Here is a 26,735-nt window from a genome sequence, read left to right as displayed (position 1 = left end):
GAGAGATCAGGTGCAGACCGAGATTTCCCCGTACTCGAAGTCCGGAAGGTACTCCGCCCACTCCTCTGGCGTCAGGCTTCGTCCGGCCTGTTCACACACTGTTGCGAAGGGATCGATCAGGGTCGAGGCGTCGAGGACCATCAGCTGACTGCCGTTGCCGACCGCGATCTGCCAACCGCTGGAGAGGAATTCAGCCGAGTTGACCGTGTCGCCCGCACGCATGTCGGCAGCCACCTGGCGGCGCTCAAGATCCCAGAAGCGGAGGGAGTCTGCCCCGTCGATCGTGACAACGAACCGGTCGTCCGGTGTGAATGCGAGGCCGCCGAAGATCCGGCCGGTCTCATAGGATTCGGATTCTTTGGTCTCCATGTCCCAGACGATCAGGCCGGTGGGGGTGGCGACTCCCAGTCGGGATCCGTCGATGTTGAACGCGAGTCCTTCGGGCTTGCTGGCACCGCTGGTGATCGAGTCGGCCAGTTCGCCGTCCCGGTAGTCCCAGATCGCGATGATGCCGTCCGCCCCGGCCAGAGCGATCCGCTCTTTCTCTGGGACGAAAACGAAATGGCTCTCCATGCCTGCGGTCGCATCGAGCTGGAGAACGAGTTCACCAGCGACCATGTCCCAAATCCAGAGTTCGTAGGTGGCCACCTCTCCGATTGGCCCGATTCCGACGATCATTGCCAGCTCGTTGCCGCTCGGGCCGAACTGGGTTTGCGCGACGAATCGGTACTCCTCGGTGGGGGTGGGCAGGTCGGAACCAGTCGAGGCATCGATAAGGCGCAGGCGTTCAATCCCTTCTTCAACGGTCTCATGAATCGCCACTACGCCACCGTCGGGACTCATGGCGCCACCGGTGAAGTCGATGGAAGGAATCGCGGTCACCAGCTCGGCAGGTCCCGAACTCCAATCGTCGGTCTCCCACACCTCTATCCCCGCCGATCCGTGGATCATGAATCGGCTGGAGTCCTCGGCCACATCGACCAAGTCCGACCCGTACTCCCAGGACATCTCCGGTGCTTCGGGTGGTGGGACCCGTTCGAAGTCCAGTAGTTGCATCCCGCGAGCGGTACCGACGACCAGCGTCGAAGAGTTTGGGATTAGCGTCGTATAGTAGTAGTTGAATTCGCCCTGAGTCGCGAGCGTCGTCATGTCACCGTTGACCAAGTCGACCACGACCACCGGACCACCGTCCGTGCTGACGATCGCCCTGCCATCAGGTGTGATCGAAACGAACTGCCCGTTGGCAAAGGTGGAGACGCTTTCCCAATCCTTGCCACCGTTGCGGGCGAAGCAACGACCAGGTCCGCACGCGAACAGCTGCGGTTGCTCCCCATCGCCGACCCACAGCGTGGTGACCTCGCTTTCACCGAACAGCTGTTCCGAGACCATTGCATCCGACGCGAACGTCCACTCCCAGAGCTCACCGCTGATGTCGACCAGCGCGACCGAGGCGCCGTCCGCGGAGAAAGCGATCGTCGGCTGCGCCTCGATGCCACCGCGCCTCGCGATCTCCTCTCCGCTGGACAGATCCCAGATCGAGACTTCCGACTCGGTCACCGTTGTGATCGTGTCTCCATCATCGGTGTAGCTCGTTCCCTGTTGCATCACGGCGAGCTTCGATCCGTCGGGGCTGAATGCCACCACGTGCGCGTCCAGGAAGTCCAGAGACATGATTGCCTGAGACGTCGCGATGTCCCAGAGTGTGACGCCCTGCTCGGTGACCACCGCGAGCACTTCACCTGTTGCATCGAAGGTGAGGGCCGTGGCTGTTGCCCGGGGCCGCACCTCGGCCGGGAGTTCTTGGGAGGTCCAGTCCTCGGTCGACCAGACCCGCACCAGGCCGCTCTCGCCGGTGGTGGCGAGATGGCTCCCATCGGGGTTCGGCGCCATGTTCTCGATACCGTCGATCGGATCGGTGACGATCTCACCGGCCGTGGCGTCTCCGATCGCTCCGGTCAGCGCCGCGCTTGCCTCGTCGGTCTCGCGCAGTTCCCAAGCGGCGGCTGCAAGGAGCTGCGCCAGTTGCCCGTTGGTGCCGACCAGTGCTGCGCTCTCGGCGGCGAGCTGCTCGGAAAGTACACGGTTGCGCTGCTCGATGAGGTCTTGGCTCTGGACGTAGGCGAGCGCTGCCAGGATCAAGGCGAGGGCGGTGATGCCGGCGAGCGAACCGGTCAGGAGGCGCCTGATGCGGATCCGACGCCTAGCGCGAGCGCGGGACTTGTCGATGAAGTCCTCGGCTTTGGGGCTCGGTCGCAACTCCCTCTCGGGATACGCCTGCCACGTCTTGATGCCTCTGGATTCGAGGTGGTCCAGCCGGGAGCCTTGGTACAGGAAGGACTCATCGCCACCGTGTTCTTGCCAGGTGGCGGTGTCGGCTTCGAGCCGGGTCAGCAGGATGCGACTTTCAATGTCGGGTTCGATCCATTCACGCAGTCGCGTCCACTGCTCCAAGAGCACGTCGTGAGCGATCGCAACGGTGCCCCTGTCCATCACCATCAGGCGCTTGGCGGTGAACTCGTCGGCGATCGCGCGCTCGGATCCGGTCAGTTTGTGTAGGTCCACTTCAAGCCGCACCAGCTGGTCGGGACGCTTGACGCCGATCAGGCGGCGGAACAGCCCGATCGCCGTAGCTTGCCCTGCGGCATCCAAAGAGCCGAATACCTGTTCTGCGGCAGTGGCTACAGCGTTGCTTACGCCGTTGAGGGCATGGTAGGAGTCGAGCGTCAGCGTCCGGCGATCTCCTCGACGCTCCCACAGCAGCAGCATGGTTTGGGAGAGCAAAGGCAGCGCCGCTTCAGGCCGGAGCGGGGCCTCATCTGATCGATCTGGACCGCAGAGCTCTTCGACGAGGGACCTCACCACCATGTCTTCGATATGAACGCCGGCGGCCGCGGCTGGGAGCAGCGCCGCCTGACGGAACTGATCGCGTGACATTGGACCGACCCGGTACACCCGGTCCTGCACCGCTTCGCGCAGCGCTGGCACGGTCATGCATCGGTCGACGAAGTCTCCGCGGACGGCAAGGACCACGAATGCGCGCGGGCTTCGTGCGATCGAGTCGATCATGCGCAGGAAACGCGACCTTTCCTGGTCTTCGACGAGGGTGAACACCTCTTCGAACTGGTCGATGACCAGGAGCATCCGTTCCGGACGCGCTCCATCGCGGCCGGTTCTGCGCTCCTCGACCCGATCGGCGGCCTCGTCCGGGTCTGCGACCAATGCCTTCCTGGTGGCGGTCGAGTCGGGCCCGCCATGCTTGGCAAGCTCTGCAGCAAGCGAGCTCACCGGCGCCGCTCCAGGCCTGTCGAGCAGGATCGCTCGCCACGGACCCTCGGCCGCATCGGATCTGAGAAGCCCGCGCTCGATCGCCGGAATCAGTCCGGCACGCAGCAACGAGGACTTCCCGACGCCGGAAGAACCCGTGACGACCATCAGGCCACCGGAGATGCTCTCACCGGCTTTGCCCACCAGTTCGGCGAGCGTAGACGCGCGGCCGAAGAAGACGGGCGCGTCATTGGCGGTGTACGGCTGGAGTCCTAGATACGGGCTCCCGTTCCACTGCGCCCGCTCGGGATCGGCGGCCGGGCCCGTGCCGAGGAGCTGCACGTGCTGGAACATCTGCACCAGCACCCTGAGGCTCTCCTGCACCGTCTCCCGCACCGAAAGCTCGACCTCCAGGATCTGTGCCTGGTTACGGCACAGCTCCAGCAGCAGGTCCTGCATACCGACGAGCACGGGGCGCAATTCCTCGTGTGCTCTGCCGAGCTCCTCGAACTCTCGTTGCAATGCGACGAGCAACTCCTGATGGTCCTCGCGAAGCGCCTCGCGGATGAGCTCCTCGAACGCTCCAGAGTCGCGCAGCAGCACAGCCACCCCGTCCCGGGCAGCGGCCAGATCGGGCGAGGCCGAATTCAGGATCTCCGCGAACGCGTCGGTCAATCCCGATCGCAGCGACTCCTCCTCCACGACCGAATCATTTGGTCGGGTCTGCCGAATGCGATCGATCAGCACCTCACTGAGGGCGTTACCGCCGATGGCACCGACGGTGCCGAACGCAGCGGTCAACGTCGCTCCGGCACCAAGAGCAGCCGCGACGACTGGTGTGGCTGCACTTGAACAGATCAGAGCAGTCAACATCGGATAGGTCGCGCTCGACAGCAACGCTCGAATCCGATCGACCGAAGCTCGCACTCCTTCGCGCATGCGATGCGGTTGCGGTCCGTACGAACCATTGGTTTCGGGATTTCCATGCTCATCGGGGGCAGATGAAGACATGACAGAAACGATAGCCCAACACGCTTCGGCAAGGGGGTCGTGGTGCGGTGTCGACGCGACCGGTTGAGTCACTGCGCCTCGGGGTCAACTATTTGCTTCAGCTCCCGTCGGGCCGTTCAATCGTAGTTGAGACCAAGTACTGAAATCTCCCCCTCTCGAACAGGTCACGATTTCGGAGGGCTGTGTTCAGTCGAGCTGCGGCGCGACCGATCCGGTCGGGGGGTCGATGAATGTTGATTTGACACCTCTGTCACGAATAGCAAGTACTTGCCTAGCTCCGGAAGCGGGCGAATGCCCAGCGACTGCATCATCATCGAAGAGCCTCATACTGGATTTCTGGAAATCTCAAGACCCTGTTCCAACAGATGCAGAGGTGATCAAATGAAGTTCAAGCGACGGAATTCTGAGGCGCTTGCTGACTTGATCTGCGGCAACCGTGTAATGGAGGGATCTGCCCCAAGCGAGGCGCCGAGCTACTTCCCCTACCGGTCGAGCATGTACCTCACCGAGTTCTTCCAAGAACTGGAAACGGACTGGGTGCATGACGGGTCCACTCGGCATCGTTGGGTCGCCGATGTCCTCGACTCCATGCTCAGCGAACCGCACGACGGACCGACCCACCCTCCCGAGATCTTCTGCCGCCTCATCGACCAGCTCATGAGCGCTGGGTGAGCGCACCGATCACATCGGGAAGTTGCTGTTCTAGCCGCCGTGTGCCCCGGTCCGCCCATCTTGATCGTGCGCGGGACCGAGCCTGCGGGAGCACGACCACGAGAAACCCGGCCTTGACCGGATCTGTCGCCCTTGGGTGCTCCTGATCGATCGTGACGGTGTAGTCGAAGCCCTAAAACTTAGGCAGGGTTCCAGCTGGCGCCTACTGAGCCCAACTGGACTCAGCGGGACTGAAAGACCTGGTCAACCCGCATTCCGTAGCCTAGAGGCCGCGGAAGCCGTTTTTCGTACATATCGACGGATGCGCGATAACGACTGCGGGGACGCTGTCTAATGTGACAGAGTCCCCGCAGGTAGACCGCGTCTGAGCGCGGTGTGTGGCGGAGGATATGGGATTTGAACCCATGATCGGGTATCACCCGAAACCCGCTTAGCAGGCGGGCGCACTAGGCCACTATGCGAATCCTCCAGGAGCCGCACGTCAGACGTACGAGGATCGAGCATACCGGGCGGCGGCGAGGAGGGCCAAGGGGGTTCGGTCCGTTCAGAGCCAGCTCACGTGGGGTGCGACCAGGAGGTAGCCGACGAAGGCGGCGATGTCGAGGAGGGTGTGGGCGACCACCAGGGGGCCGGTGCGCTTCCACTTCATGAAGCACAGCGCGAAGACCGCGCCCATGACCATGTTGCCGATGAAGCCGCCGAAGCCCTGGTAGAGGTGGTACGTCCCCCGCAGGAGCGAGTGTGCCGCCACGATCGCCACCGGCCGCCAGGCGAGCTGCTGGAGGCGGGTGACGAGGTAGCCGACGCCGACGACCTCCTCGATGATCGCGTTCTTGAGCGCGGCGAGGATGAGGATCGGGACGGCCCACCACACGTCGTTCAGGTTCGCGGCCGCGATCGTCGCGTTCAGGCCCAGCGCGCGGGCGGTGAAGTAGAGGGCCAGGCCCGGGATGCCGATGCACGCCGCGAGGGCCGCGCCGCCGAGGAGGTCGAAGGCCGGGCGGCGGGCGTCGAGGCCGATGAGCCGGAACGGGTTCCCGCGGTCGAGGCTGAGGAAGTGGAGCGCCAGCGCGACCGGCGCCATCGCGAGCGTCAGGCTCACGAGCTGCTGCGCGAGGTCGTACCAGGGCCGCTCGGCCTCGGCCCGCGCCGAGTTCATCGACTGAACGGAGTCGGCCAGGCCGCCGGGCTCGGTGAGGGTGCCCACGATGTCGACGATCGACCACACCGCCGAGGCGCCCAGGGAGAGCAGGAGCACGATGACGACCTCGCGGCCGATCACCCGGGAGGGGAGCAGCGGCGGGGCTCCGGTGCGGTTCGGCTCGGCATCCGGCTCTGCACTTGACATGGCATTCGGCATGGCCTCAGAGTGCCAGAGCGCCGGCAGGGGACGCCGGGACGGGACCCGTCGCACTCGGTGTGCGACGCGTCGCGCCGAGTGGAGGGGATGATCGTTCACGTAAGGCGAGGTGCTGTGAAACTCATCCCATTCGGCGACGCTCACATTCGCGGCACCTCGTCTGCCTACACCCCGTCGCCGCGCCGCGTCTGTCGGTTTATTGACACTCCCTTGAAAGCATCAGGTAAGGTTAGCCAGTCCTTACCTGAGAGGGGTATCCTGATGCGGCTCGCGACTGCGGAGGCCCTTCCGGGCGCGCCCGCACTCGCCGACCGCCCGGTTCCCGCCCCGCACCCGATGCTCGCCCTGCGCGCCGTCGCGGGCCGGGTCGAGCGCGACGTCAGCCGCCACCCGATCGCGGGCCTCAGGTCCTGGCTCCACGGCGAGCCCGTCCCGAACGCGGTCGAGTTCCCCGCGCACGAGCTGGCCTCCGGCGAGCGGGTCGAGGAGCTCATGTCCACCGCCGCCGCGCTGTGGGGCGGCTCCGCCCACGCGAACGCGGCCCTGGCGTGGAAGACGTACTGCTACTGGACCCTCGCGCCCGCCGTGCTCGGCTACGTCGCGGCCCGCCGCGTCCCGGTGATGGACGCCGCGAACACCGTCTTCTCGGTGAGCGACGAGGCCCCGATGTTCTCGGTGCGGCAGGTCCGCCCGCACTTCCTGGCGCTGCCGCACGACCCGTGCGCCGGCCACCCCGACGTCGAGGTGGTCGCGAACGAGGAGGTCCTACTGGACCGCTTGCGCGCCACCGCCTTCGACGCCCACCTCGGGCCGGTCCTCGACGCGTTCCTGGCCCGGGTCCGGGTCGGGCGCCGCACGCTCATGGGCTCGCTGGCCTCGGGCCTGTCGTACGCGGTCGCGTCGATGGCGCAGGCCGTGCCCGACCCCGACGAGGTCATCGCGAAGACCCTGCTCGACGCGTTCGACGTCGCGCACCTGGTCGACGTCGCCACCGACGAGCACGGCCGCCTGGTCTACCGGCGCCGCACCTGCTGCCTGGCCCTGACGATCGAGGGCGGCCGCACCTGCTCGACCTGCTGCGTGCAGAGCGACCGCTGCTGACTGCGCCACCACTGACTGCGGCCACCGCGGAACCCGCGTTTGATAGATTGGCGCTTGCCTTCACAGGCCCTGGAGGGGTCGCATAGTGGACTAGTGCAGCGGTCTTGAAAACCGCCGTGGGTGTCACAACCCACCGTGGGTTCGAATCCCACCCTCTCCGCCACCACCGCCCGCGCGACGACGCGGAAGTCCCCTGGAAGCCGCGAGGCCCGGCACGACCGGGCCTCGGAAGCGGCCGCGCCCGGCACCGACCGTGCTCCGGACACATAAAAGGACTCAGCACCCCGGCACGGTGCTGAGTCCAGGAATAGAGTAACCCCATGGCGCAACATGCTTCACTTCCGGGTCGGGATATTCACAGAATCGTTACCATGGCGGGTCGCTGCGAAGCGGTCGACGGCATCGCCCCCTTCAACGAGCAGACCACCCTCGCCATGTCCGCGCACCCCGTCAAGCACCGCAGGCATTTCGTTGTGCCCCTGAACGACTCGGTCATCGCGTACGCCGGTGCGGAGGTCATCGGCGACGTCGCCGAGGCCGAGCTGGCGGTCGATCCGGGCCACCGGAACCGCGGTGTCGGCACCAGGCTGCTGGGCAACGTCCTCGACTGGATCGCGCCGGACGCGGCCGAGCTGCGGATGTGGAGCCACGGCGATCTGCCCGTTTCGCAGCGGTTCGCGGCGAAGCACGGGTTCGCGCGCGCCCGCGTGCTGTTCCAGTTCTCGCGGGACCTCGACGGTTTCCCCTGGCCCGCATCGTGGCCCGAGGGCGCGGGGAAGAACTGGCCGCGCGGCGACGCCCCGGCGGCGGTGCTCGCGGACGGTGTCCGCTTGCGGCCCTTCAGGTCCGGGCAGGACGAGTCCGAGTGGCTGCGGGTGAACGCCGCGGCCTTCGCGAGCCACCCCGAGCAGGGCCGCTGGACCGCCGCCGACCTGCGCGCCCGCATGGAGGAGTCCTGGTTCGATCCGGACGGCCTGCTCGTGGCCGAGGACGCCGACGGGATGCTCGGGTTCCACTGGACCAAAGTGGAAGGCGGCGTCGGCGAGGTGTACGTGCTCGGCGTCGACCCCCGCGCCCAGGGCACCGGCCTGGGCCGGACGCTGACGCTGGCGGGCCTGGCCCATCTTGCGGCCCACGGCATCCGCCAGGTGGACCTCTACGCGGACGAGTCGAACACGAAGGCGGTCGGCCTCTACCGCAAGCAGGGCTTCGAGGTGGTGCGCACCGACGTGCAGTGGGCGAAGCGAATCACTCGCGCGTGAGCGCCGAGCGCCGAGCCGGTCGCGGGAGCGATCAGGAGCGCCTCACGCCCGCGTGAGCGCCCCGGCCGGGTAGTCCTCTTCACCGGGGAGGACCAGCCTGGCCTCGCCCTCGCGCAGGCACACGCGCGGCAGGATCGGCGACATGTCGCGCTGCTCGGCGGCGGCGAAGACCTCGCCCACGGTGGAGTAGCGCGACAGCTCGGCGAGCGTGGTCGCCTCGGGCATCGACATCTGGCCGCCGTACTGGCACACGGCCTGCTCGGGGCCGATCCAGGTGGCGTACTCCGGTTCGCGCACGCGGATGCGCGGCTGGAAGCCCTCGGCGAGGGTCGCCACGTAGATCCAGGTGTCGAAGCGGACCGCCTCGTATTCGGGGGTGACCCAGCGGGACCAGGCGCGCTGGAGGGCGACCATCGCGCCGGTCTCCTCCTCCACGGCCCGCACACCGGTCATGGCGACGTCGGGGTCGTCGGGCTTGTGGCGCCCGCCCGGGAAGCCGTACAGGGAGTCCCTGAGGCCGCCGGCGGGGCGCTCGTAGGCGCCGTCGACGTCGAGGTGGGCCCAGCGCTCGCGGGCGGTGGGGCCGGGCAGGTCAGCGCGGTCGCCGCGGACCCGGTTCGCGGCCGGGGCGCCGAAGGGCTCCTTCGCGGCGTGCCGCAGCAGGAACACGCGCAGCGGGGCCTCGCGCAGCAGGACGACGACGGCGGCGCGCTCGGGCTCGGCGGGAGCGCCCTGCTCCTTGAGTCGGTCGAGGGCCCGGGCCGCCGACGCCGAGTCGACCGCCCTGAAGTCCCACTTCCCGAAGCGCTGGATGGACATGCAGTTCACGCTAGCCCACACGGGGCGGCTTCCAGTGCGCAACGGCGCAAAAGGAGGCGGCCCGGCCGGGTGGCCGGGCCGCGTCCGGGACGTCTTACCCGAGGAGCTGGATGGGCAGGTAGAACAGGGCGCCCACCAGCGCCGCGATCGGGAACGTGATGATCCAGGCGATGACGATCGACCGGGCCACGCCCCACCGGACCGCGCGCCGGCCGCCGGTCGAGCCGACGCCCATGATCGCGGAGGTGATGGTGTGCGTGGTGGAGATCGGCGCGCCGAGCAGCCACGTGTTCGCGTACAGGACCGCGGAGGCGACGGTCTCGGCCGCGAAGCCCTGGGGCGGGCCGAGGTCGATGATGCGGCGCCCGAGGGTCTTGATGATCCGCCAGCCGCCCGCGTAGGTGCCGGCGGCCATGACGGCGGCGGCGACCCAGTAGACCCACTGGGGGATGTGCGTGGCGTCGTCCTGGATGCCGCCGACGTAGAGGGCGAGGACGATGACGCCGATGATCTTCGCGGCGTCCTGCATGCCGTGGCCGAGGGCCATCGCGGCCGCCGAGACGGTCTGCGCGTGGCGGAAGCCGCGGTTGAGCTTGTCGGGGCGCCCGCGCCGGAAGACCCAGTACACGGCGATCATGACGAGGAAGCCGAGGGCGAAGCCGACGACCGGCGAGATGATCGTGGGGAGCACGATCTTGTCGACGATGCCGCTCCACAGCACCCAGTCGTTCATGTTGCCGGTGATGATGAGCCCGCCGGCCATGGTCGCGCCGACGATGCCGCCGAACAGCGAGTGGGAGGAGGAGGTCGGCAGCCCGAAGTACCAGGTGATGAAGTTCCACGTGATGGCGCCGAGGAGGCCGGACATCACGATGAGGAGGCCCTCGATGCCGGTGGGGAGGACCACGAGCCCTTCGGCGACGGTCTTGGCGACCTTCGCGCCGAGGTGCGCGCCGACGAAGTTGCCGATCGCGGCCATGCCGAGCGCGACCCGGGGCTTGAGCGCCCGGGTCGAGATCGAGGTGGCGATGGCGTTCGCCGAGTCGTGGAAGCCGTTCGTGTATCCGAAGAGGAGCGCCGCGGCGATGCAGAGGAATACCGCGATGGTGACGCTGTCCACGCTCAGGATTCCTTGACGTAGACGGACTCGACGACGTTGGAGACCGACTCGAACGAGTCGCACGCGGCCTCGAGCTCGTCGCCGACCTCTTTGAGCTTCATGACCGTCAGGGCCTCGTACTCGCCGGAGTAGAGGCGGACCAGGAGCATGCGGTAGGCGCGGTCGCCGTCGTTCTCGAGGCGGTTGCACTCGACCCAGAACTCCTGCATGGAGGAGTTGAGGCCCTTGAGCTTCGGCATGAACTCGACGAGGAGGTCGGCCTGCTGGCCCAGGACGGTGATCTGCTCGATCATCTCGCGGGGCAGGGCCGGGAGGTCGGAGAGGCCGTAGAGGTAGACCAGGTTCGCGGCGGCCTCGATGTGGTCGAGGATGTCGTCGAGCTTGCCGGCGAGGTGGTACATGTCCGTGCGGTCCATGGGGGTCACGAACGTGGAGTTGACCTTGTTGAACAGGCGGTGCGTGAGCTGGTCGTTGTCGTGCTCGACGTCGACGAGGCGCTCGGAGATCTTCTGGAAGTCGGGCTTGTCGTCGCCCAGCTCGGACAGGATCCCGACCCCGCGGCGGATGTTGTCCGCGGCGTCGTTGAAGAAGGCGTAGAACGCGTCGTCCTGAGGCTTCAGCGAGAACCGCACCGGGCACCCCTGCTTTCGGTCGCTTTGACTGTCCTCACTGTACCGATCAGGTCAGGGGACGGCTGGAAATCATCACGCCGAAGTTAACATCCAGGTGAACGCGAGACAAGCTAGCGATGATGCCTGTGTGAGAATCCACGAAACCGCTCCAAGCTGCGGTTGTACAAGTATTTCTTTTGAATTCATCCAGTGTTCACCTTCGATGTCTTCGGCGCTCCCGAAGCGGACAGCGGGACCGGTTCCGGGCACGGAAAGCACGGGTTCCCCGGAACGCGGGAATCATGCGGCGACGGGCGCCCAGTCGTTCAGGGCGTCCCTCGGGCGCTGTCGTTCAGGCGCTGTCGGCGAGGCGGCCGAGCGCGCCGGCCACCGAGTCGGACTTCGTCGTGTACCAGAACGGCGGCAGCGAGTCCCGCATGAACTTCCCGTAGGAGCGGTTCGTCTGGAGCCGCGAGTCGAGGATCGCGACCACGCCGCGGTCGTCGGTGCGGCGGATGAGGCGCCCCGCGCCCTGTGCGAGCCGGATCGCCGCGGCCGGCACCGACACCTCCGCGAACCCCGAGCGGCCCGCCGCGTCGGCGGCCTCCGAGCGCGCGGCCGTCAGCGGCTCGGTCGGGCGCGGGAACGGGATGCGGTCGACCACCACGAGCCGGCAGGTCATGCCCGGCACGTCGACGCCCTGCCACAGGCTCATGACCCCGAGGAGGCACGTCGAGTCCTCCTCCTTGAACCGCTTCACCAGGCTCCCGAGGGTCTCCTCCCCCTGGAGCAGGATCGAGTAGTCGGTCTTGGCGCGCAGCAGCTCCGCCGCCTCGGAGGCGGCCTTCTTGGAGGAGAACAGGCCGAGGGTCGCGCCGCGGCTGGCCTCGACCAGGCGCAGCAGCTCCTTCCCGGCGTCGTCGGAGAGCCCCGACGCGGTCGGGCGCGGCAGCGCCGCCGCCACGTAGAGGATGCCCTGCTTCGCGTAGTCGAACGGCGAGCCGACGTCCAGAGAGGTCCAGCCGTGCCCGTCGCCGGGCAGGCCGATGTTGCGGGCGACCGTGTCGAACTTCCCGCCGAGCGTCAGCGTCGCGGACGCCGCGATGACGGTGCGGTCCTCGTAGAGCATCGCCGAGAGCAGCCCGCCGACCGACAGGGGCGCGGCGACGAGCACGGGCCCGTTGGGCTCGGCCCAGATGACGTCGTCCCCGGCCGGGCCGATGCACCGGCCCGCGGTCTCGATCGCCTCGACCAGGCCGGCCTTGAGCTGCTGGGCGCTCAACTGCTTCTTCGTCTCCGCGTCGAGCGCGCCCAGGTGGGTCGTGGCCTTGACGCAGGAGGCGTTGACGAGGTTGAGCGCCTCGGTGAGCGGCGCGGGCAGGTCGCCCGAGAAGCGCCGCTCCCCCGCCATGTTCAGGGCGTTCTCCAGGGAGTCGGCGGCCTCGCGGATCTGGTCGGCCACATCGGTGTCGATGAGCCGGCGCCCGCGCTGGGCGAGGAACCGCAGCCGGGCCGGGTGGAGTTCGGCGCGCGCGGCGTTGGTGACCCGGTCGACCAGCTCGTGGGCCTCGTCGACGATGAGGACCTGGTGCTCGGGCAGGACCGACCGCTCGTTCATCATGTCGATCGACAGGAGCGCGTGGTTGGTGACGACGATGTCGGCCTCGTGCGCGCGGGCGCGCGCGAGCTCGGCGAAGCAGTCGGGGCCCTGCGCGCAGTCCTTCGCGCCCGGGCACTCGCTGGACGTGGTCGAGCCCTGCTTCCAGGCGCGGTCGCTCACGCCCGGGTCGAGGTCGTCCCGGTCGCCGGTGTCGGTGTCGTTGGCCCAGTCGAACAGGCGCTGGACCTGCTTCGCGAAGGACGCCTGCTGCCCGGCCCACTTGAGCTGCTCGGTGCCTTCGAGCATCCCGTCGTCGTCCTCCTCGTCGCCCGCGATCTTGCGCTTGCAGAGGTAGTTGTGGCGTCCCTTCAGGAGCGCGAACGAGGGCTTGCGGCCGAGGACCGGCGCGACCGCCTCCACCAGGCGCGGCAGGTCGACGGCGACGAGCTGGTGCTGGAGCGCGAGCGTCGCGGTCGAGACGACGACGGTCTTGCCGGTCGCGAGCGCCGCGCACAGGTACGCGAGCGACTTCCCGGTGCCGGTGCCCGCCTGGACGAGCAGGTGCTTCCCGGAGTCGACGGCCGTGGCGACGGCCGCGCACATCTCGCGCTGCCCGTCGCGGGTGGCGCCGCCGGGGGTGGCCGCGACGGCGGCGTCGAGGATCTTCAGGGCTTCGGTGTCGGCGCTCACTTGTCCCGGGCCGCCTGCCGGCCGCCGTCGATCGGGTCGCCGTTCGCGTTCGCGGCCGCTATGGTCGCGTCGCCGTCCCCGAGGCCGCGGGCCTGCGCCTCCCGGCGGGCCTCCTTGAAGCGGTTGAGGGCCCGGACGGTGCCGTTGACGATCGCCAGGAGCGGGACGGCGACGAGCGCGCCGATGATGCCCCACACGAAGCCGCCCGCGGTGACCGCGAGGACGATCGCGAGCGGGTGGAGCTTGACGGCGCGGCTCATGAGGAACGGCTGGAGCAGGTTCGACTCCAGCTGCTGCACGGCCAGGACGATGCCGAGGACGATGAGCGCGTTGACGAGCCCGTTCTCGGTGCCCACGAGCGCGACCACGACGGCGACCGCGCCCGAGACCGTGGCGCCGATGATCGGGATGAACGCGCCGAGGAACACGAGGGTCGTCAGCGGCAGCCACAGCGGGATGTCCAGCAGCCACAGGCCGAGGCCGATGAAGATCGCGTCCACGGCGGCGACGACCACGATGGTGCGCATGTACTGGACGAGCGTCGACCAGCCGGCGCCGCCGGCGTAGCGCATCGACTCGGTCGCGGGGCGCGGCAGCCAGCCGGTGAGGAAGGTCCAGATGCGGCGGCCGTCGCGGATGAAGAAGTAGGTGGTGAACAGGACCAGGAACAGGCCGGTGACGAAGTTCCCCAGGCCCGAGGCGGTCGAGCCGGCGACGTCGAGGCCGGTCTGGACGATCGTCTCCTGGTTGACCTGGTACCAGTCGGTGATGTTGACCTGGATGTCGGCGAGGATCTCGGCGACCTGGGCGCCGTCGAGGCCCCACGGGCCGGCCTCCAGCCAGTCCTGCGCGTCGCGCAGGCCGGTGAGGATCGACTGGTAGAAGTCGGGGATGCCCGCGATGAACTGCTGGATGACGAACGTGATGATCGCGCCGACGACGGCGAGCCCGGCGATGAGCACGACGATCGAGGCGAGGGACTTGTTCCAGCCGTGGCGGATCAGCCAGGCGGCGACCGGTTGCAGCATCGCGGCGAGCAGGAACGAGATCACGACCGGGATGACGACCATGGTGACCTGGCTGAGCAGGTACAGGACCACGGCCAGGAGCGAGCCGATGATGAGCAGGCGCCACGACCACGCGGCGCCGACGACCAGGCCGGTCGGGACGTAGCGGCGCTCAGGGTGCTCCGGGTCGCTCGGGGCGTCGTCGACCGGCGGCGGGTCGCCGGCCTCCCCGGCCGCGAGCGCGGGATCGGGGTCGTCGGGCCCCCGTCCCGCCATGGCCCGTTCGGCGACCGGGTTGAGCCGCATACCGACCCACAGCTGTCGTGCCCGGGCGGTGGTACGGCGGAATCGGCTCACGGTCTCTCCCAAGGACGCGGGTGCAACGTCAACACGTACCGTACCGGTTCGGTGCGACCTCCCCCATCCAGCCAGCACCACCGAGACCCGGCCCGCAGGCGCCACCGGTCTCATGTTTCCGCGCCGCCCGCGCGCGGTTCACGCACCGTCGCCGCGCTGCTGTCGTACCCCGCAGGCACCCTTGTGCGAGGGGCCGGCGGTGCGACACGCCAGCCCTCGGGGGACGGGGCCGCGAGGCGCCGCCGGCCGTTCGCGGCCCGAGACGCGCCCCGACCCGGCACGCCTGCGGCGCCGCGCCGAGGACGAAGCCCGCGCCCGGCCCGCACTCGAGGTCAGACCCACCGGGCACCCTTGTGCCGGGGCCCAGCCCGCCGACACACGAGCCCTCGGGTGCCGGAGGCCGTACCTGACCCACATCCGGCCCGCGCGGCCCGCGCACGGCCCGAGTGTCGGTCCCGCCGGGCACGCTTGGCACCGGGGGGTGCTCCGAAGCGACACGCCCGGCCTCGGGGCGCGGCCCCACCTGAGCGGCTTCCCGCTCGGCGGGGCACCGGCCGGGCGGTAGGCTGGGGCGCTGTGACCGAAACACCGTTGGACTCGACGACCGGCCTGCCCGTCCGCCTGCTGCACGACCGCCTCCTCGTGCGCGAGGACGCCGACTCCGAGCGCCGCTCCGCCGCCGGGATCGTCATCCCCGCGACCGCCCAGATGGGCCGGCGCCTGCACTGGGCCGAGGCCGTCGGCGTCGGGCCGCTCGTCCGCTCCGTCGAGAACGGCGACCGCGTCCTCTTCGACCCCGAGGACAAGGCCGAGGTCGAGATCCAGGGCCGCACCTACATCCTCCTGCGCGAGCGCGACATCCACGCCGTCGCCGCCAAGCGCGTCGACAACGACGGCACGGGGCTCTACCTCTGATGCGCGTCGCGGTCACCGGGCTCGGCCTCATCGGCGGGTCCGCCGCCCTCGCGCTCGCCGACGCCGGCCACGACGTGATCGGCCACGACCCCGACCCCGCGGTCCGCGAGGCCGCCGCCGCGCGCCTCGCCGTCACCGCCGACCCGGCCGACCTGCTCGACACCGACGTCGCGGTCGTCGCCGCGCCCGTCCGGCACCTCGGAGCGGTGGCCGCCGAGACCTTCCCTCCCGGGCGCTACCGGGGCCTGATCACCGACGTCGCCTCCGTCAAGGCCGAGGTCCTGCACGCCTTCGCCGCGCACCCCCGCTTCATCGGCGGGCATCCCATGGCCGGCAAGGAGACCCCCGGGTTCGCCAGCGCCGAGGCGGGCCTGTTCCAGGGCCGCGTGTGGGTCCTGTGCCTCGAAGCGGACACGCGCCTCGACGACTGGCTGCTGCTCGCGCGCCTGTGGGCGTCGGTCGGCGCGCGCATCGTCCCGGCGACCGCGGCCGACCACGACGCGGCCGCCGCGCGCATCTCCCACATCGAGCACCTGGTCGCCGCCGCGCTGGTCCTGGTCGCGGCCGATCCGCTGTCGCGGAGCCTCGCGGCCGGGTCGTTCCGGGACGGCACGCGGGTGGCCGCGAGTTCGACCACGCTGGTGACGGGGATGGTCGAGGGGAACCGGGACATGATCGCCGCGGCGTTCGACGACCTGGGCGAGGAGCTGGCGACCGCGTACCGGCACCTGGAGGATCACCGGCGCGATCCGGGGGCGATCGGGGCCTGGTTCGACCGGGCGCGGGAGCTGCGCGCGGCCTGGCCGCCCGAGCCCGGTGCGGCCGAGCGGATCCCGGTCGCGAAGGAGGCGCTGCTGGACCTGGGCAGGGCCGGAGGGTGGATCGAGGCGGTGGAAAGTGAGGTCGCGATCGGCCGCCGACCTCGCGTACAGTCCACTTCATGAGAAGAATCGATCAGATCGCCGACAAGTACGTCGAGGACGCCATCGCCCTCAGCCCCTTGACCGCTACTTCGATGGGCATCGCCGGACACGACCACGAGATCGACGACCTCTCGCCCGCGGGGTTCGCGGCGCAGGCGGCGCTGACCCGCCAGGCGATCGCCGACCTCGACGCGGCCGAGCCGTCCGACGAGCGCGAGCGGGTCGCCAAGGACGCGATCCTGGAGCGGCTGCGGCTCCAGTTGGAGCGCGACGAGGCCGGCGACACGTACCTGGAACTGAACGTGCTGGCGTCCCCGGTGCACGGCGTGCGCCAGATCTTCGACCTCATGCCGAAGGACGGGAAGGTCGCCGCCGAGAACATCGCGGCGCGCCTGGCCGCCGTCCCGGACGCGTTCGACCAGTTCACCGAGACGCTGCGGGCCGAGGCCGCCGAGGGCCGGGTCGCGGCGAAGCGGCAGGTCCTGGAGGTCGCGACGCACTGCGACAACTGGAACGGCGCCAAGGGCAAGGACACCGACTTCTGGGCCGGGCTGGCGAACTCGGTGACGATCGACGGCGAGCCGATCAAGACCGGTCCGCTGCGCATCGCCTTGAGCAACGGCGCCAACTGGGCGCGTTCGGCGGCGACGAAGTTCGCGCTGTTCCTGCGCGAGGAGCTGGCCCCGCAGGCGCCCGAGAAGGACGCGGTCGGGCGCGACCGCTACTCGCGGGCGTCGCGGTACTTCATCGGCGCGGCGATCGACCTGGAGGAGACGTACGCGTGGGGCTGGCAGGAGCTGGCCCGCATCGAGGCGGACATGCGCGCGACCGCGGAGCGGATCAAGCCGGGCGCGTCGATCGACGAGGTCGTGGCGTTCCTCGACCAGGACGCGGACGAGAACTTCACCGACAAGAACCTGTTCCGGGACTGGATGCAGGAGCTGGCCGACGCGACGATCGCGGACCTGGCCGACACGCACTTCGACATCCCCGAGCAGGTGCGGGTGATCGACTGCAAGATCGCGCCGACCGAGGACGGGGCGATCTACTACACGGGCCCGAGCGAGGACTTCTCGCGTCCGGGCGCCATGTGGTGGTCCGTGCCCGAGGGGCAGAAGCTGTTCGGCAAGTGGCGCGAGAAGTCCACCGTGTACCACGAGGGCGTCCCCGGCCACCACCTCCAGGTCGGGCAGACGATGGCCCGCGTGGAGCTGCTCAACCGGTTCCAGCGCCAGATGATGTGGTGCTCGGGCCACGGCGAGGGCTGGGCGCTGTACTCCGAGCGGCTCATGGACGAGCTCGGATACTACGAGGACGACCCGGGCGGGCGCCTGGGCATGCTCGACGCGCAGGCGTTCCGCGCCGCGCGCGTGGTGGTCGACATCGGCCTCCACTGCGAGTTCGCGATCCCCGAGGACAACCCGTTCGGCTGGCGGCCGGGCGAGGAGTGGGACGGCGAGAAGATGTTCGAGTTCATGAAGGCCCACACCCGGACCATCGAGGACGAGATGCTGTCCTTCGAGCGCAACCGCTACCTCGGCTGGGCCGGCCAGGCGCCGTCGTACAAGGTCGGCGAGCGCCTGTGGATGCAGGCCCGCGAGGACTACAAGGAGCGCAAGGGCGCCGAGTTCAGCCTGAAGCAGTTCCACACCGACGCCCTGAACCTCGGCTCGATGGGCCTCGCCCCGTTCAGCGAGGCCCTGGGCCGCCTCTAGCGGCGACTTCCGAACGATCCTCGCGAGTGCGGCACCGGTCCCGGATGTCGCACTCGCGAGATATAGGTATTCGAGAAGGGGTCCTCCGGTCGGAACATTTCCGGAATTCCGGATTTGTCCTGACCGGAGAACCCCTTTCAAGCCAACGTATCCCCTCGCACCGACACCGGCGGAACGCGAGCCGGAGCCGCGTTCCTGCAGGTCAGTCGTGGTCGAGGCCGAGTTCCATCTCCGGACTGCCGAACCAGGCGCGGAGCCGGTCGGCGCCGCGGCGCAGGGCCGCGATCTCGGCGGCGGTGAAGCCGCGCACGCGCCACGTCTCGATGACCACCCGGTCCTTCTTCACGGTGGCCTTCCAGTTCCCGATCACCTGGCCGTCGAGGAGGATCGCCGAGTTGAACCGCGGGCGGTCGGGGAACAGGTTCCGTGCCACCGAGTGGTGCTGCACCAGGTCCTTCGAGTCGGTGTAGGAGCACAGCAGCTCGTCGAAGCCCTGCACGAAGTCGACCACCGGCCCGCCCTCGACCGGCTCGGGGCGCTCGCCCTCGTAGTAGAAGACCCGGTCGTCGAACCGCAGCTCCCGCAGCCCGAGTTCATCGACGGCGAGTTTCGCGTCGGCCACCTTCAGCGTCGCCCAGCGGGTGAAGTCCTTCACCGTGGCCGGCCCACGCGAGGCGAAGAACCGCCGCGCCAGCTCCCTGATCGCCTCGTCCTTCCCGAGCTCGCCCGCCGGGATCCGGTCCTCGAAGTTCGCGTAGGTCTGCTTGGCACCCTTGGGCGTCCCCGAGCAGATCCGTGACTCCAGCTCCGCGTGGAACAGCAGGTGGATCAACCTCGCCCCGCTCGGATCCCTGACCCCCGCGGCCGCCAGCGCCTCCGCGGCCTCCTCCCGCTCCAGGTGCTTCCCGCCCGCGGTGGCCTCCGCGAGGACGTCGTCCCCTCGCTCCAGCTCCGACTGCTCCAAGCCCAGGTTGCGGTACTGGGTGGCGGCGATCTGCTGGACGCGGTCGGCGCTCGCGGTCAGCATCATCCGCAGGTCCTCGACCGGGACGGTGTGCCAGGTGGGGCGGAGCACGTGGGTGCGCACGACCAGGCCCTGGTCGATGAGCGCGTCGACCGATGCGGGGCCGGCGTGGGCGAGTCCGTCCTCATCGGCGGCGGCGCGCATCGCGGGCGTGAGCTTCGACGGCTGGTACTCCTGCGACTGGACGGCGCCCAGGTGCCGGAACGCCGCCAGCGGCGTGGCGAGGTGTTCCCCGTGCAGCCGCTGGGACTGGGCGCGCCAGGCCGCGATCGCCGCCGGCGTGAGGTCCCCGGTGGGTGTTGACATTCGCTCATGCTAGCGGCAGGAGGCGACACGAGTACTCCCCCGAACCGCGCGCCCCAATGGCCGGAATCACCTGCGGCCTCTCTGCTCGACCGGGTGGACGCCGTTGCGAGGAACAGCCACAATTGCGGCATGTCCCTTCCGAACGCGGTCCTCAGGCTCTCCACCGACGTCCTCGCCGACATCAACGACGACGAGCGCCTGGCGTTCGCGTACGCTCACGGCCCCGCCCTGTCCGGGTTCGGCGAAGAGGCCGAACTCGTGTGCGTCTGGGAGACGGCCGAGGTCCCCGCGGACGCCAGCGACGAAGCGGTGCACCTCACCGTGACGCACTTCCAGGACCTGCTCGACCAGCTCGGCCGCGGCGAGGGCTGGCGCAACCCGAGCGACGAGGCGCTGCACATCATCGGCGCGTTCGCCGAGGGCACCCTCCTCGCCGACGACTCCGAGCTCGGCTCCAAGGCCCGCGCCGAGGTCACCGAGTTCCCGCAGGCCCTCGCCGACGCCTCCCGCGAGACCGTCGCCGCCGAGGCCGACCTCCTCGCCAAGCGCCTCGGCGACGCCGCCGACTCCTGGGACCTGGCCGAGACCCTCACCTCGGGCCTCCACCGCGCCTACGTCGCCCTCTTCGCCGCCGGCGGCTACTTCTTCCCCGGGCACACCAACCGCGCCGACTTCGTCGCCCGCTACCTCCTCGGCGACGAGGTCCCCGAGGCCGAGGCGGCGGTCTGGGATGCGGCACGCTCCGAGCACCGCGCTGAGGAACTCCCGGACGCCTGGCGCAAGCTCGCTAGGGTGGTCCTCGACAACTGCTGACCGCCATCTGACTACGGATCAGAAGGTTGGGGGTTCGAATCCGGGGCCGGGGCAATCCGCCCGCGATGACCCAGAGCACACCATCGAACCCGGTTGCAGGCGCGATCCCGAGCCAGGTAAGGTTATGCCCGGCCTGCTCAACCGGGCCAGGCGCCGCTAGCTCAACGGATAGAGCATCTGACTACGGATCAGAAGGTTGGGGGTTCGAATCCCTCGCGGCGCACCACTACAGAGAAGCCAGGTCAAAGACCTGGCTTTCTTGCTGTCTAGGGTCCGGCCGAGGCCAACCCACCTGGGCGGCGACGGCATCGTTGAGCGGCTAGGGCCGCTCCTCGGAAAGCAAGTCGCGGCCCGGTCGACAGCTCAGCCGAGGCCGAGCCTGGTCCTTTCCGCGGCGATGATGCGTTGTTCCATCGAGTCGTCTTCGCGGGTGGCGACGGCGGTGGCGGTGGCCATGGCGCCGGTGCCCTTGGCGTCGGAGTGGCGGGCGTAGTGCTCGAAGAGGAGTTCCTTGTGCTCCTGGACTTCGCGGATGCGCTCGTCGACGCCGTCCTTGGCGAGGAGGCGGTGGACCTGGACGCGGCGGGTCTGGCCCATGCGGTGGGCGCGGGCGACGGCCTGCTGCTCGATGCTCGGCTTCCACTGGGGCTCGGCGAGGACGACCACGGAGGCGGCCTGGATGTTGAGGCCGACGCCGCCGGCCTCGATCTGCGCGAGGATCACCGCCGGGCCCTTGCGGCGCGCGAACTCGTCGACCATGGCCTGGCGCTTCGGCGCGGCGATCTTGCCGGAGATCGGTCCGATGGCGTGGTCGCCGACCCGTTCGCCGACGGCCTTGAGCACGTCGAGGAAGTACGAGAACACGATGACCTTCTGGCCCTCGTCCCCCGCGTCCTCGATGAGTTCGGCCAGGCGCTCCAGCTTCGCCGAACCGGGCATCGCGGAGGAGGCGCGGCGCATGCCCATGAGGTTGCGGCGCCGCACCTGCTCGCGGTACTCGTCCTCGTCCTCGGCGTTGAACTGCACCCACTCCTCGACCTCGATCTTCTCGGGCAGTTCGGTGAGCACGTCCTCCTGGTTGCGCCGCAGGTAGACCGGGGCGACCGTCCGCCGGAAGTCCTCGGCGCCGACGACCTCGTCGCCCTCGCCGACCCGCTCGGCCAGGTCGGGCCGCAGGTGGCCGATGAGGGACTGGAACTCCTTGACGCGGTTCTCCATCGGCGTGCCGGACAGCAGGAGCGCACGTTTGGAGCGGGCGATCGCGGCGCCGACCGCCATGCTGCGCTTCGCGTTCGGGTTCTTGATGTAGTGGGCCTCGTCGACGATGAGGAGCGCGAGCTTCGAGCGCTGCGGCATCGACTCGAGGCGGTCGATGGTGTTGAACGTGGTCACCGCGACCCCGCCGCGGCGCAGCCACCTGCGGGCCTGCTCCTCCCGGTCCGGCCCGTGGAGGCCGAACGCGTCGAGGTGAGTGTGCTTGCGGATCTCGTTGAGCCAGTTGGGGACGACGCTCGCCGGGCAGATGACGAGGCAGCGCTTCTGGCCCTTCGCGGCGAGGTGCGCGGCGGCGGCGAGGGCCTGGATGGTCTTGCCCAGGCCCATCTCGTCGCCGATGATCGCCTTCCGCTGGTGGATCACGTACTTCGCGCCGAACAGCTGGTAGTAGCGCAGGTCGGTGCGCAGGAGCGAGCGGTCGAGCGGCAGCGTCTCGATCTCCTGCCGCAGTTCGCCGCCGACGAAGTCCTCGGTGTTCTCGGCGTCCTCGACATCGGTGCCGGTGAGCTTGGCAAGCTGCGTGTTGACGCTCGCGGCCCGGTCCTCGTAGTCGCGCCACAGCTCGTCGGAGGTCCAGCGCTCGGGCTTCGCGCGGTCGAGCGCGGCGGCGAGATCCCGTTCCAGGGCACGGGTCTCGGGGTCGGCGTTGACGCCTTCGAGGACTTCGAGCCCGGCCAGGGTCTCGGCTTTGCGCTTGCGCCTTGCGAACAGCATGGCGAGGCGGCTGCCGGCCCGGTCGGCGGCGGCGAAGTACGGCAGGGCGCGCTCGCGGAAGCGGTACACGGCCTCGCGCAGCTCGTCCACCGCGGCGGTCGCGGTCTGCTCGGCCCGCAGATGGGCCAGGATGCGCGTCTGCCGCGGGTCGCGCCGGTCCGGGTCGAACTTGGGGCGCGTGTCGGCGGCGAAGCGGGCGGCGAGCATCTCGGCCGCGGCCTTGACCTCGTCGACGGTCTGCGCGCCGACGCCCGGGACGGACAGCAGCTGCTCGCGCGAGTTCGCGAGCACGTCGGCGACCGTGGTGATCCCGGCCTCTTCGAGCCGCGTCAGGCGAAGTCCCTTTGCGACCTTCTTGAGCTCGGTGATCCGCATCGTCACGAGCCGGCCTGAGGCGTCCTCGCTCGCTACCGCGTCGGCGTGCGCGCGAACGGCTTTGCGCAGCCGCGCTGGTGCGGAGGCCAGCGTCTCGTACTGCCGCAGCGTATCGCGGGCGTGCGCGACCTGCTCGCGGGCGTGCGTGCGGATCTGCCGCCTGTCGCGGGCAGTGTCGGCCATGGGGGCTCCTGGGGTCGGGAGGGTCCCCATTGTATGAGCTTCAGGCCGTGGCCGCCCCCGTCCCGGTCGATCGGGGTGGGCCGGCGCACCGGCGTATCAGGTTTCGTACCCGAGAGGCGTTGCACGTGAACGGGTCTCGATCGAACCTGGTGCGCCGGTGCGTGCGGAACGTCGTGCGCGGCTAGCTGAAGGCGGTGGGCAGGCGCGGTGTGTACGGCTCCTCCAGGGCCGCGACCTCGTCGTCGGTGAGTGCGAGGTCGACGGCCGCCGCGGCGTCGGCGAGGTGGTGGGGCTTCGTGGGGCCCACGATCGGAGCGGTCACCGCGGACTTCCCAAGGACCCAGGCGAGGGCGATCTGCGCCATGGGCACGCCGCGCTCTGCCGCGATGCGGGCCACGGCCTCCACGATCGGGCGGTCGCGGTCGCCGTCGTAGCGGGCGGCCATCGGGTCGCGCTCGGACCGGGCCGTCCGCTCCCCCCAGGGGCGGGCCAGGCGGCCCTTGGCGAGCGGGCTCCACGGGAGGCTGCCGACGCCCTGGTCATCGAGCAGGCCGAACATCTCGCGCTCCTCCTCGCGCTGCATCAGGTTGTACTGGTCCTGCATCGAGATGAACCGGGTCCAGCCGTTCGCCTCGGCGACGTGCTGCATCTTGGCGAACTGCCAGGCCCACATCGAGGACGCGCCGATGTACCGGACCTTCCCCGCCCGCACCACGTCGTGCAGGGCCTCCATGGTCTCCTCGACCGGCGTCTCGGGGTCGAAGCGGTGGATCTGGTACAGGTCGACGTAGTCGGTGCCGAGCCGCGCCAGGGAGGCGTCGATCTGCTCCAGGATCGCCCTGCGCGACAACCCAGATCCGCCCGGACCGTCGTGCATCTTGAAGAACACCTTCGTGGCGAGGACCACGTCCTCGCGGCGGGTGTACTCCTTGATCGCCTTGCCGACCAGCTCCTCCGAGCTGCCGGCCCAGTACATGTTCGCGGTGTCCCAGAAGGTGATCCCCAGTTCCACCGCCTGGCGGAACAGCGGCGCCGACTCCTCCGGGCCGAGCGCCCATGCGTCCGCGTCCCCGGGCATCTGACCGAAGCTCATGCACCCCAGCGCGATCCGACTGACCTTGAGACCTGACGCCCCCACACGCGTGTACTCCATGAACCGTCCCCTCTCCCAGGCCGCACCGACCCGATCGGGCCGCACCAGCACGATACCGACCCGCGCCACCACCCGGCAGCGTCACCTGACAACCGAGTCGCCCGACCGCCGGGCGGGGACGATCGGTCGGCCTCCGTTCGGCGGCGCCGCACGGTTGCACCTGCCTGACACAATCGCCGCATGGACCCCTATTCCTACAACCCCAATGCGGGCCCGCCCGAGAACCAGGGCCCGAGCGGCTCGCCCTACGGACCCCCTCCGGGCTACACGCCCGGCCCGGAGACGAGCTACAGCATCGGCTATCCGCCGCCGGGCGCCCCGGTGCCGCCGCCGGGCCCTTACGCGGCCCCGAACCCGTACCAGGGCGGCTATCCCGGCATGCCGCCGCAGTACGCCGTCCCGCCGCAGCGCACGGGCATCCCGGCCGCGGGCTGGGTCGGCATCGCGCTCGGCATCGTGCTCCTCGTCGGCCTCGGCATCACCGGCATCGTGATCGCCCTCGACGACGCCGACTCGCCGAGCACCACCACCGCGGACGACGACGGGGGCGCCGGCGGCGACACCGACAGCGACACTTCGAGTGCCGACCCGACCGAGGCGGTCGTCGCCGACCCGGTGGCCGACGCCGTGATCGGCGACTGCTTCTACAACAACGGCGACGAGACCACGCCGGACCTGGAGACGGCCGTGTGCGGGGCCGGGGCCTTCGAGACGGTCGACATCGTCGAGGGCACCAGCGACCTGGCGTCCTGCGACGGCATGCCGAGCGTCAACCTCGCCGTCAACTCCACCGGGGTCGACCGTGTGCTGTGCCTGAGCTACAACGTGATGGACGGCGACGACGCGTACCACGCGCAGGTCGACCAGTGCGTGTACGGCACCTCCGTCGCGGGCAGCGCCTGGTACGTCATCGACTGCCAGGACGGCGCGTTCAAGGTCATCGAACGGCTCGACGGCCAGTCCAGCACCAGCTCGTGCAGCGACTCCACCTACTACATCTACGGCCTCGCCTACTCGACCGGTTCGACCTATCTGGACACCACGCTGTGCCTCCAGATGATGTACGCCAGCGGGGACATCGGGTACGCCGAGATCGACGACTGCCTGTCCATGAACTCCGACTACACGTACGCCGAGTTCGTGTCCGACTGCGACGACGGCAACGCCTACGTCACCGGCCGCACCAACGAGATCGTCGACGGCGAGAGCTGGTGCAACGGCTGGGGCTGGGCGTACGAGGAGGTCCCCGACTTCCCCGAGCTGTCGTTCACGGTCTGCTGGGGGTGGCTGTAGATCGGGACTAGTCGCGAGTTCTCCGTGGGCGAGACGATCTGCGTCTTCGGACGCAAGACCGACGTCCGGCGGTGCTCTGCCGGGGTCCAGAACATCTTCTACTCCTGCACCTTGGAGGGGTACCTCACCGAGAGCCTGATCCGCATGAAGGACGCCTACACGGTGAAGGGCGACTCGGGGGGCGGGTGGTCCTTCGTGAACCGCGCCTTCGGATCCCATGTCGGCCTCTGCGGCGGCAAGAGCGTCTTCACCCTGGCGGACGACCTCGACCACGCACTCGGCGTCACGGTTCTGCTGAAGGAGTAACGGCCCCAACGGGAATTCGGGACGCTCGCGAGTCGCATCGATGCTGGTGGCAAGCGGGCGTCCCGTCCGGTTTGCCGAAGTCCGATAGACTCTCGAATCGTGTCCGGCGCATGACCCCTTGTGCCGTTTCCCAACTGAAGAGCAGGAGCGCACATGGGCATCCCCGACCCGGAGGCATCCAGGCGGCACCTTGAGGGGTGGAAGGGCCGGATCGATCGGCTGGCCGCCGATACGCAGGAGATGAGCAGCCGGTTCGGTGAGCTCAAGGCGGTCGGTGCCGATCCGGAGGGGCTCGTCAGGGTCACTGTGGACTCCAGCGGGAACATGGTCGACGTGCAGCTGAGCGAGCGCACGCGGCGGATCGACACGGAGTACACGGGGCAGGCGATTCTGGCGGCGGTCGCGGCTGCGCGGGTGCAGATGGCGGAGGCTTCGGCGGCGATCATCTCGGAGACGATGGGCACCGACTCGGCTGCGGGGCAGGCGATCGCGAACCGCGTGCGGTCCCAGTTGATGCCCAAGCCGGACGAGGAGGCCTGAGCCGCATGGCGGGTGGATTCGACGTCGATCCCGAGGAGCTGCGGGAGCACGCGCGGTACCTGGAGACAGTCAAAGCACGGTTCGACCAGGTCATGAATGCCAGCAACTACATCGAGCAGGACGACGAGGCGTACGGGACCCTGTGCGGGTGGATCTCCGGGTGCCTGGAGGAGCGTCACCAGAAGCAGGACGACATCACGTCGTTCCTGGCGGAGAACTTCACCATCGCGGCGAGCGCGCTGCGAGCGGCCGCCGAGGAGTACGAGGTCAGCGACACCGACTCGCAGTCGGCGTTCACAGAGCTGCGCGACCGGATGGGGCGGTGA

The 26,735-nt window shown here is 69.3% G+C and carries 21 protein-coding genes and 3 tRNA genes; 13 read left to right on the top strand and 11 right to left on the bottom strand.

Annotated features, from left to right (window positions below):
* Nucleotides 1–6: 6 nt before the first annotated feature.
* Nucleotides 7–4,275: an nSTAND1 domain-containing NTPase gene (locus BLS99_RS15830; protein WP_143034834.1), complete on the bottom strand. Its 4,269-nt coding sequence runs from the start codon at nt 4,273–4,275 to the stop codon at nt 7–9.
* Nucleotides 4,276–4,656: 381 nt separating this feature from the next.
* Here BLS99_RS15830 and BLS99_RS15825 point away from each other — a divergent pair, with 381 nt between their 5' ends.
* Nucleotides 4,657–4,947 carry a hypothetical protein gene (locus BLS99_RS15825; RefSeq protein WP_245712267.1) on the top strand — a complete coding sequence of 97 codons (291 nt, stop codon included), beginning with the start codon at nt 4,657–4,659 and terminating at the stop codon, nt 4,945–4,947.
* A gap of 378 nt (nt 4,948–5,325) precedes the next feature.
* Here the strand turns inward: BLS99_RS15825 and BLS99_RS15820 are convergent.
* Nucleotides 5,326–5,416 (bottom strand) — tRNA-Ser (locus BLS99_RS15820).
* A gap of 75 nt (nt 5,417–5,491) precedes the next feature.
* Complete coding sequence (locus tag BLS99_RS15815) at nt 5,492–6,295, bottom strand: CPBP family intramembrane glutamic endopeptidase (protein WP_091051828.1); 804 nt, start codon at nt 6,293–6,295, stop codon at nt 5,492–5,494.
* A gap of 273 nt (nt 6,296–6,568) precedes the next feature.
* Here BLS99_RS15815 and BLS99_RS15810 point away from each other — a divergent pair, with 273 nt between their 5' ends.
* From BLS99_RS15810 to mshD, 3 genes are all read left to right on the top strand, one after another.
* Nucleotides 6,569–7,408: a hypothetical protein gene (locus BLS99_RS15810; RefSeq protein ID WP_091051825.1), complete on the top strand. Its 840-nt coding sequence runs from the start codon at nt 6,569–6,571 to the stop codon at nt 7,406–7,408.
* A 71-nt stretch (nt 7,409–7,479) separates the two neighbouring features.
* A tRNA-Ser gene (locus BLS99_RS15805) sits at nt 7,480–7,571 on the top strand.
* Between the two features lie 157 nt (nt 7,572–7,728).
* A complete protein-coding gene (gene mshD / locus BLS99_RS15800; RefSeq protein WP_091051823.1) occupies nt 7,729–8,670 on the top strand; it encodes a mycothiol synthase in 942 nt (313 codons plus the stop codon).
* 42 nt (nt 8,671–8,712) lie between these two features.
* On the opposite strand, the gene BLS99_RS15795 is transcribed toward mshD, so the two are convergent.
* From BLS99_RS15795 to BLS99_RS15775, 5 genes are all read right to left on the bottom strand, one after another.
* Complete coding sequence (locus tag BLS99_RS15795; protein ID WP_091051820.1) at nt 8,713–9,489, bottom strand: NUDIX hydrolase; 777 nt, start codon at nt 9,487–9,489, stop codon at nt 8,713–8,715.
* Nucleotides 9,490–9,583: 94 nt separating this feature from the next.
* The gene (locus BLS99_RS15790) at nt 9,584–10,609 is read right to left on the bottom strand and encodes an inorganic phosphate transporter (protein ID WP_091051817.1); all 1,026 of its coding nucleotides are present in this window, start codon (nt 10,607–10,609) and stop codon (nt 9,584–9,586) included.
* A gap of 2 nt (nt 10,610–10,611) precedes the next feature.
* Nucleotides 10,612–11,241, bottom strand: a complete 630-nt coding sequence (locus BLS99_RS15785; protein WP_091051814.1) for a DUF47 domain-containing protein — start codon at nt 11,239–11,241, stop codon at nt 10,612–10,614.
* Nucleotides 11,242–11,572: 331 nt separating this feature from the next.
* Nucleotides 11,573–13,510 (bottom strand): ATP-dependent DNA helicase, encoded by a 1,938-nt coding sequence (locus tag BLS99_RS15780; protein ID WP_218126534.1) that lies wholly within the window; start codon nt 13,508–13,510, stop codon nt 11,573–11,575.
* Entirely contained in the window at nt 13,507–14,874 is a 1,368-nt protein-coding gene (locus BLS99_RS15775; protein WP_091051811.1) for an AI-2E family transporter, read from the bottom strand. The genes BLS99_RS15780 and BLS99_RS15775 overlap by 4 nt, the downstream gene beginning before the upstream one ends.
* A 576-nt stretch (nt 14,875–15,450) precedes the next feature.
* On the opposite strand from BLS99_RS15775, the gene BLS99_RS15770 reads away from it, so the two are divergent.
* Genes BLS99_RS15770 through BLS99_RS15760 form a run of 3 tightly spaced genes read left to right on the top strand, consistent with a single transcriptional unit; the run spans nt 15,451 to nt 18,427 of the window.
* Complete coding sequence (locus BLS99_RS15770; protein WP_091051808.1) at nt 15,451–15,789, top strand: GroES family chaperonin; 339 nt, start codon at nt 15,451–15,453, stop codon at nt 15,787–15,789.
* Entirely contained in the window at nt 15,789–16,733 is a 945-nt protein-coding gene (locus tag BLS99_RS15765) for a prephenate dehydrogenase (RefSeq protein ID WP_091051804.1), read from the top strand. Before BLS99_RS15770 ends, BLS99_RS15765 begins: the two co-directional genes overlap by 1 nt.
* On the top strand, nt 16,730–18,427 hold the full coding sequence (locus tag BLS99_RS15760) for a DUF885 domain-containing protein (RefSeq protein WP_091051801.1): 1,698 nt from the start codon (nt 16,730–16,732) through the stop codon (nt 18,425–18,427). The genes BLS99_RS15765 and BLS99_RS15760 overlap by 4 nt, the downstream gene beginning before the upstream one ends.
* Before the next feature lie 202 nt (nt 18,428–18,629).
* Here BLS99_RS15760 and BLS99_RS15755 read toward each other — a convergent pair whose 3' ends face one another.
* Nucleotides 18,630–19,757, bottom strand: coding sequence for a winged helix DNA-binding domain-containing protein (locus BLS99_RS15755; RefSeq protein WP_091051798.1), 1,128 nt, complete (start codon nt 19,755–19,757; stop codon nt 18,630–18,632).
* A 129-nt stretch (nt 19,758–19,886) separates the two neighbouring features.
* On the opposite strand from BLS99_RS15755, the gene BLS99_RS15750 reads away from it, so the two are divergent.
* Together BLS99_RS15750 and BLS99_RS15745 are read left to right on the top strand one after the other, a co-directional pair.
* Complete coding sequence (locus BLS99_RS15750; protein WP_091051796.1) at nt 19,887–20,570, top strand: hypothetical protein; 684 nt, start codon at nt 19,887–19,889, stop codon at nt 20,568–20,570.
* A gap of 150 nt (nt 20,571–20,720) precedes the next feature.
* Nucleotides 20,721–20,796 (top strand) — tRNA-Arg (locus BLS99_RS15745).
* Nucleotides 20,797–20,933: 137 nt separating this feature from the next.
* On the opposite strand, the gene BLS99_RS15740 is transcribed toward BLS99_RS15745, so the two are convergent.
* Both BLS99_RS15740 and BLS99_RS15735 read right to left on the bottom strand, forming a co-directional pair.
* Entirely contained in the window at nt 20,934–23,117 is a 2,184-nt protein-coding gene (locus tag BLS99_RS15740; RefSeq protein ID WP_176953385.1) for a DEAD/DEAH box helicase, read from the bottom strand.
* Nucleotides 23,118–23,298: 181 nt separating this feature from the next.
* Nucleotides 23,299–24,270, bottom strand: a complete 972-nt coding sequence (locus tag BLS99_RS15735) for an aldo/keto reductase (protein WP_091051788.1) — start codon at nt 24,268–24,270, stop codon at nt 23,299–23,301.
* A 180-nt stretch (nt 24,271–24,450) separates the two neighbouring features.
* Here BLS99_RS15735 and BLS99_RS15730 point away from each other — a divergent pair, with 180 nt between their 5' ends.
* The 4 genes from BLS99_RS15730 (at nt 24,451) to BLS99_RS15715 (ending at nt 26,735) form a co-directional block, all read left to right on the top strand.
* Nucleotides 24,451–25,563, top strand: coding sequence for an LppU/SCO3897 family protein (locus BLS99_RS15730; RefSeq protein WP_143034833.1), 1,113 nt, complete (start codon nt 24,451–24,453; stop codon nt 25,561–25,563).
* Between the two features lie 24 nt (nt 25,564–25,587).
* Nucleotides 25,588–25,869 (top strand): hypothetical protein, encoded by a 282-nt coding sequence (locus BLS99_RS15725; protein ID WP_091051781.1) that lies wholly within the window; start codon nt 25,588–25,590, stop codon nt 25,867–25,869.
* A 153-nt stretch (nt 25,870–26,022) separates the two neighbouring features.
* Nucleotides 26,023–26,409: a YbaB/EbfC family nucleoid-associated protein gene (locus BLS99_RS15720; RefSeq protein ID WP_091051778.1), complete on the top strand. Its 387-nt coding sequence runs from the start codon at nt 26,023–26,025 to the stop codon at nt 26,407–26,409.
* A gap of 5 nt (nt 26,410–26,414) precedes the next feature.
* Nucleotides 26,415–26,735, top strand: coding sequence for a type VII secretion target (locus BLS99_RS15715; protein ID WP_091051774.1), 321 nt, complete (start codon nt 26,415–26,417; stop codon nt 26,733–26,735).

Source organism: Glycomyces sambucus, from assembly GCF_900102815.1.
Lineage (GTDB): Bacteria > Actinomycetota > Actinomycetes > Mycobacteriales > Micromonosporaceae > Glycomyces > Glycomyces sambucus.
The sequence above is the reverse complement of the archived record's forward strand: the minus strand, read 5'-3'. Positions and strand labels throughout refer to the sequence as shown.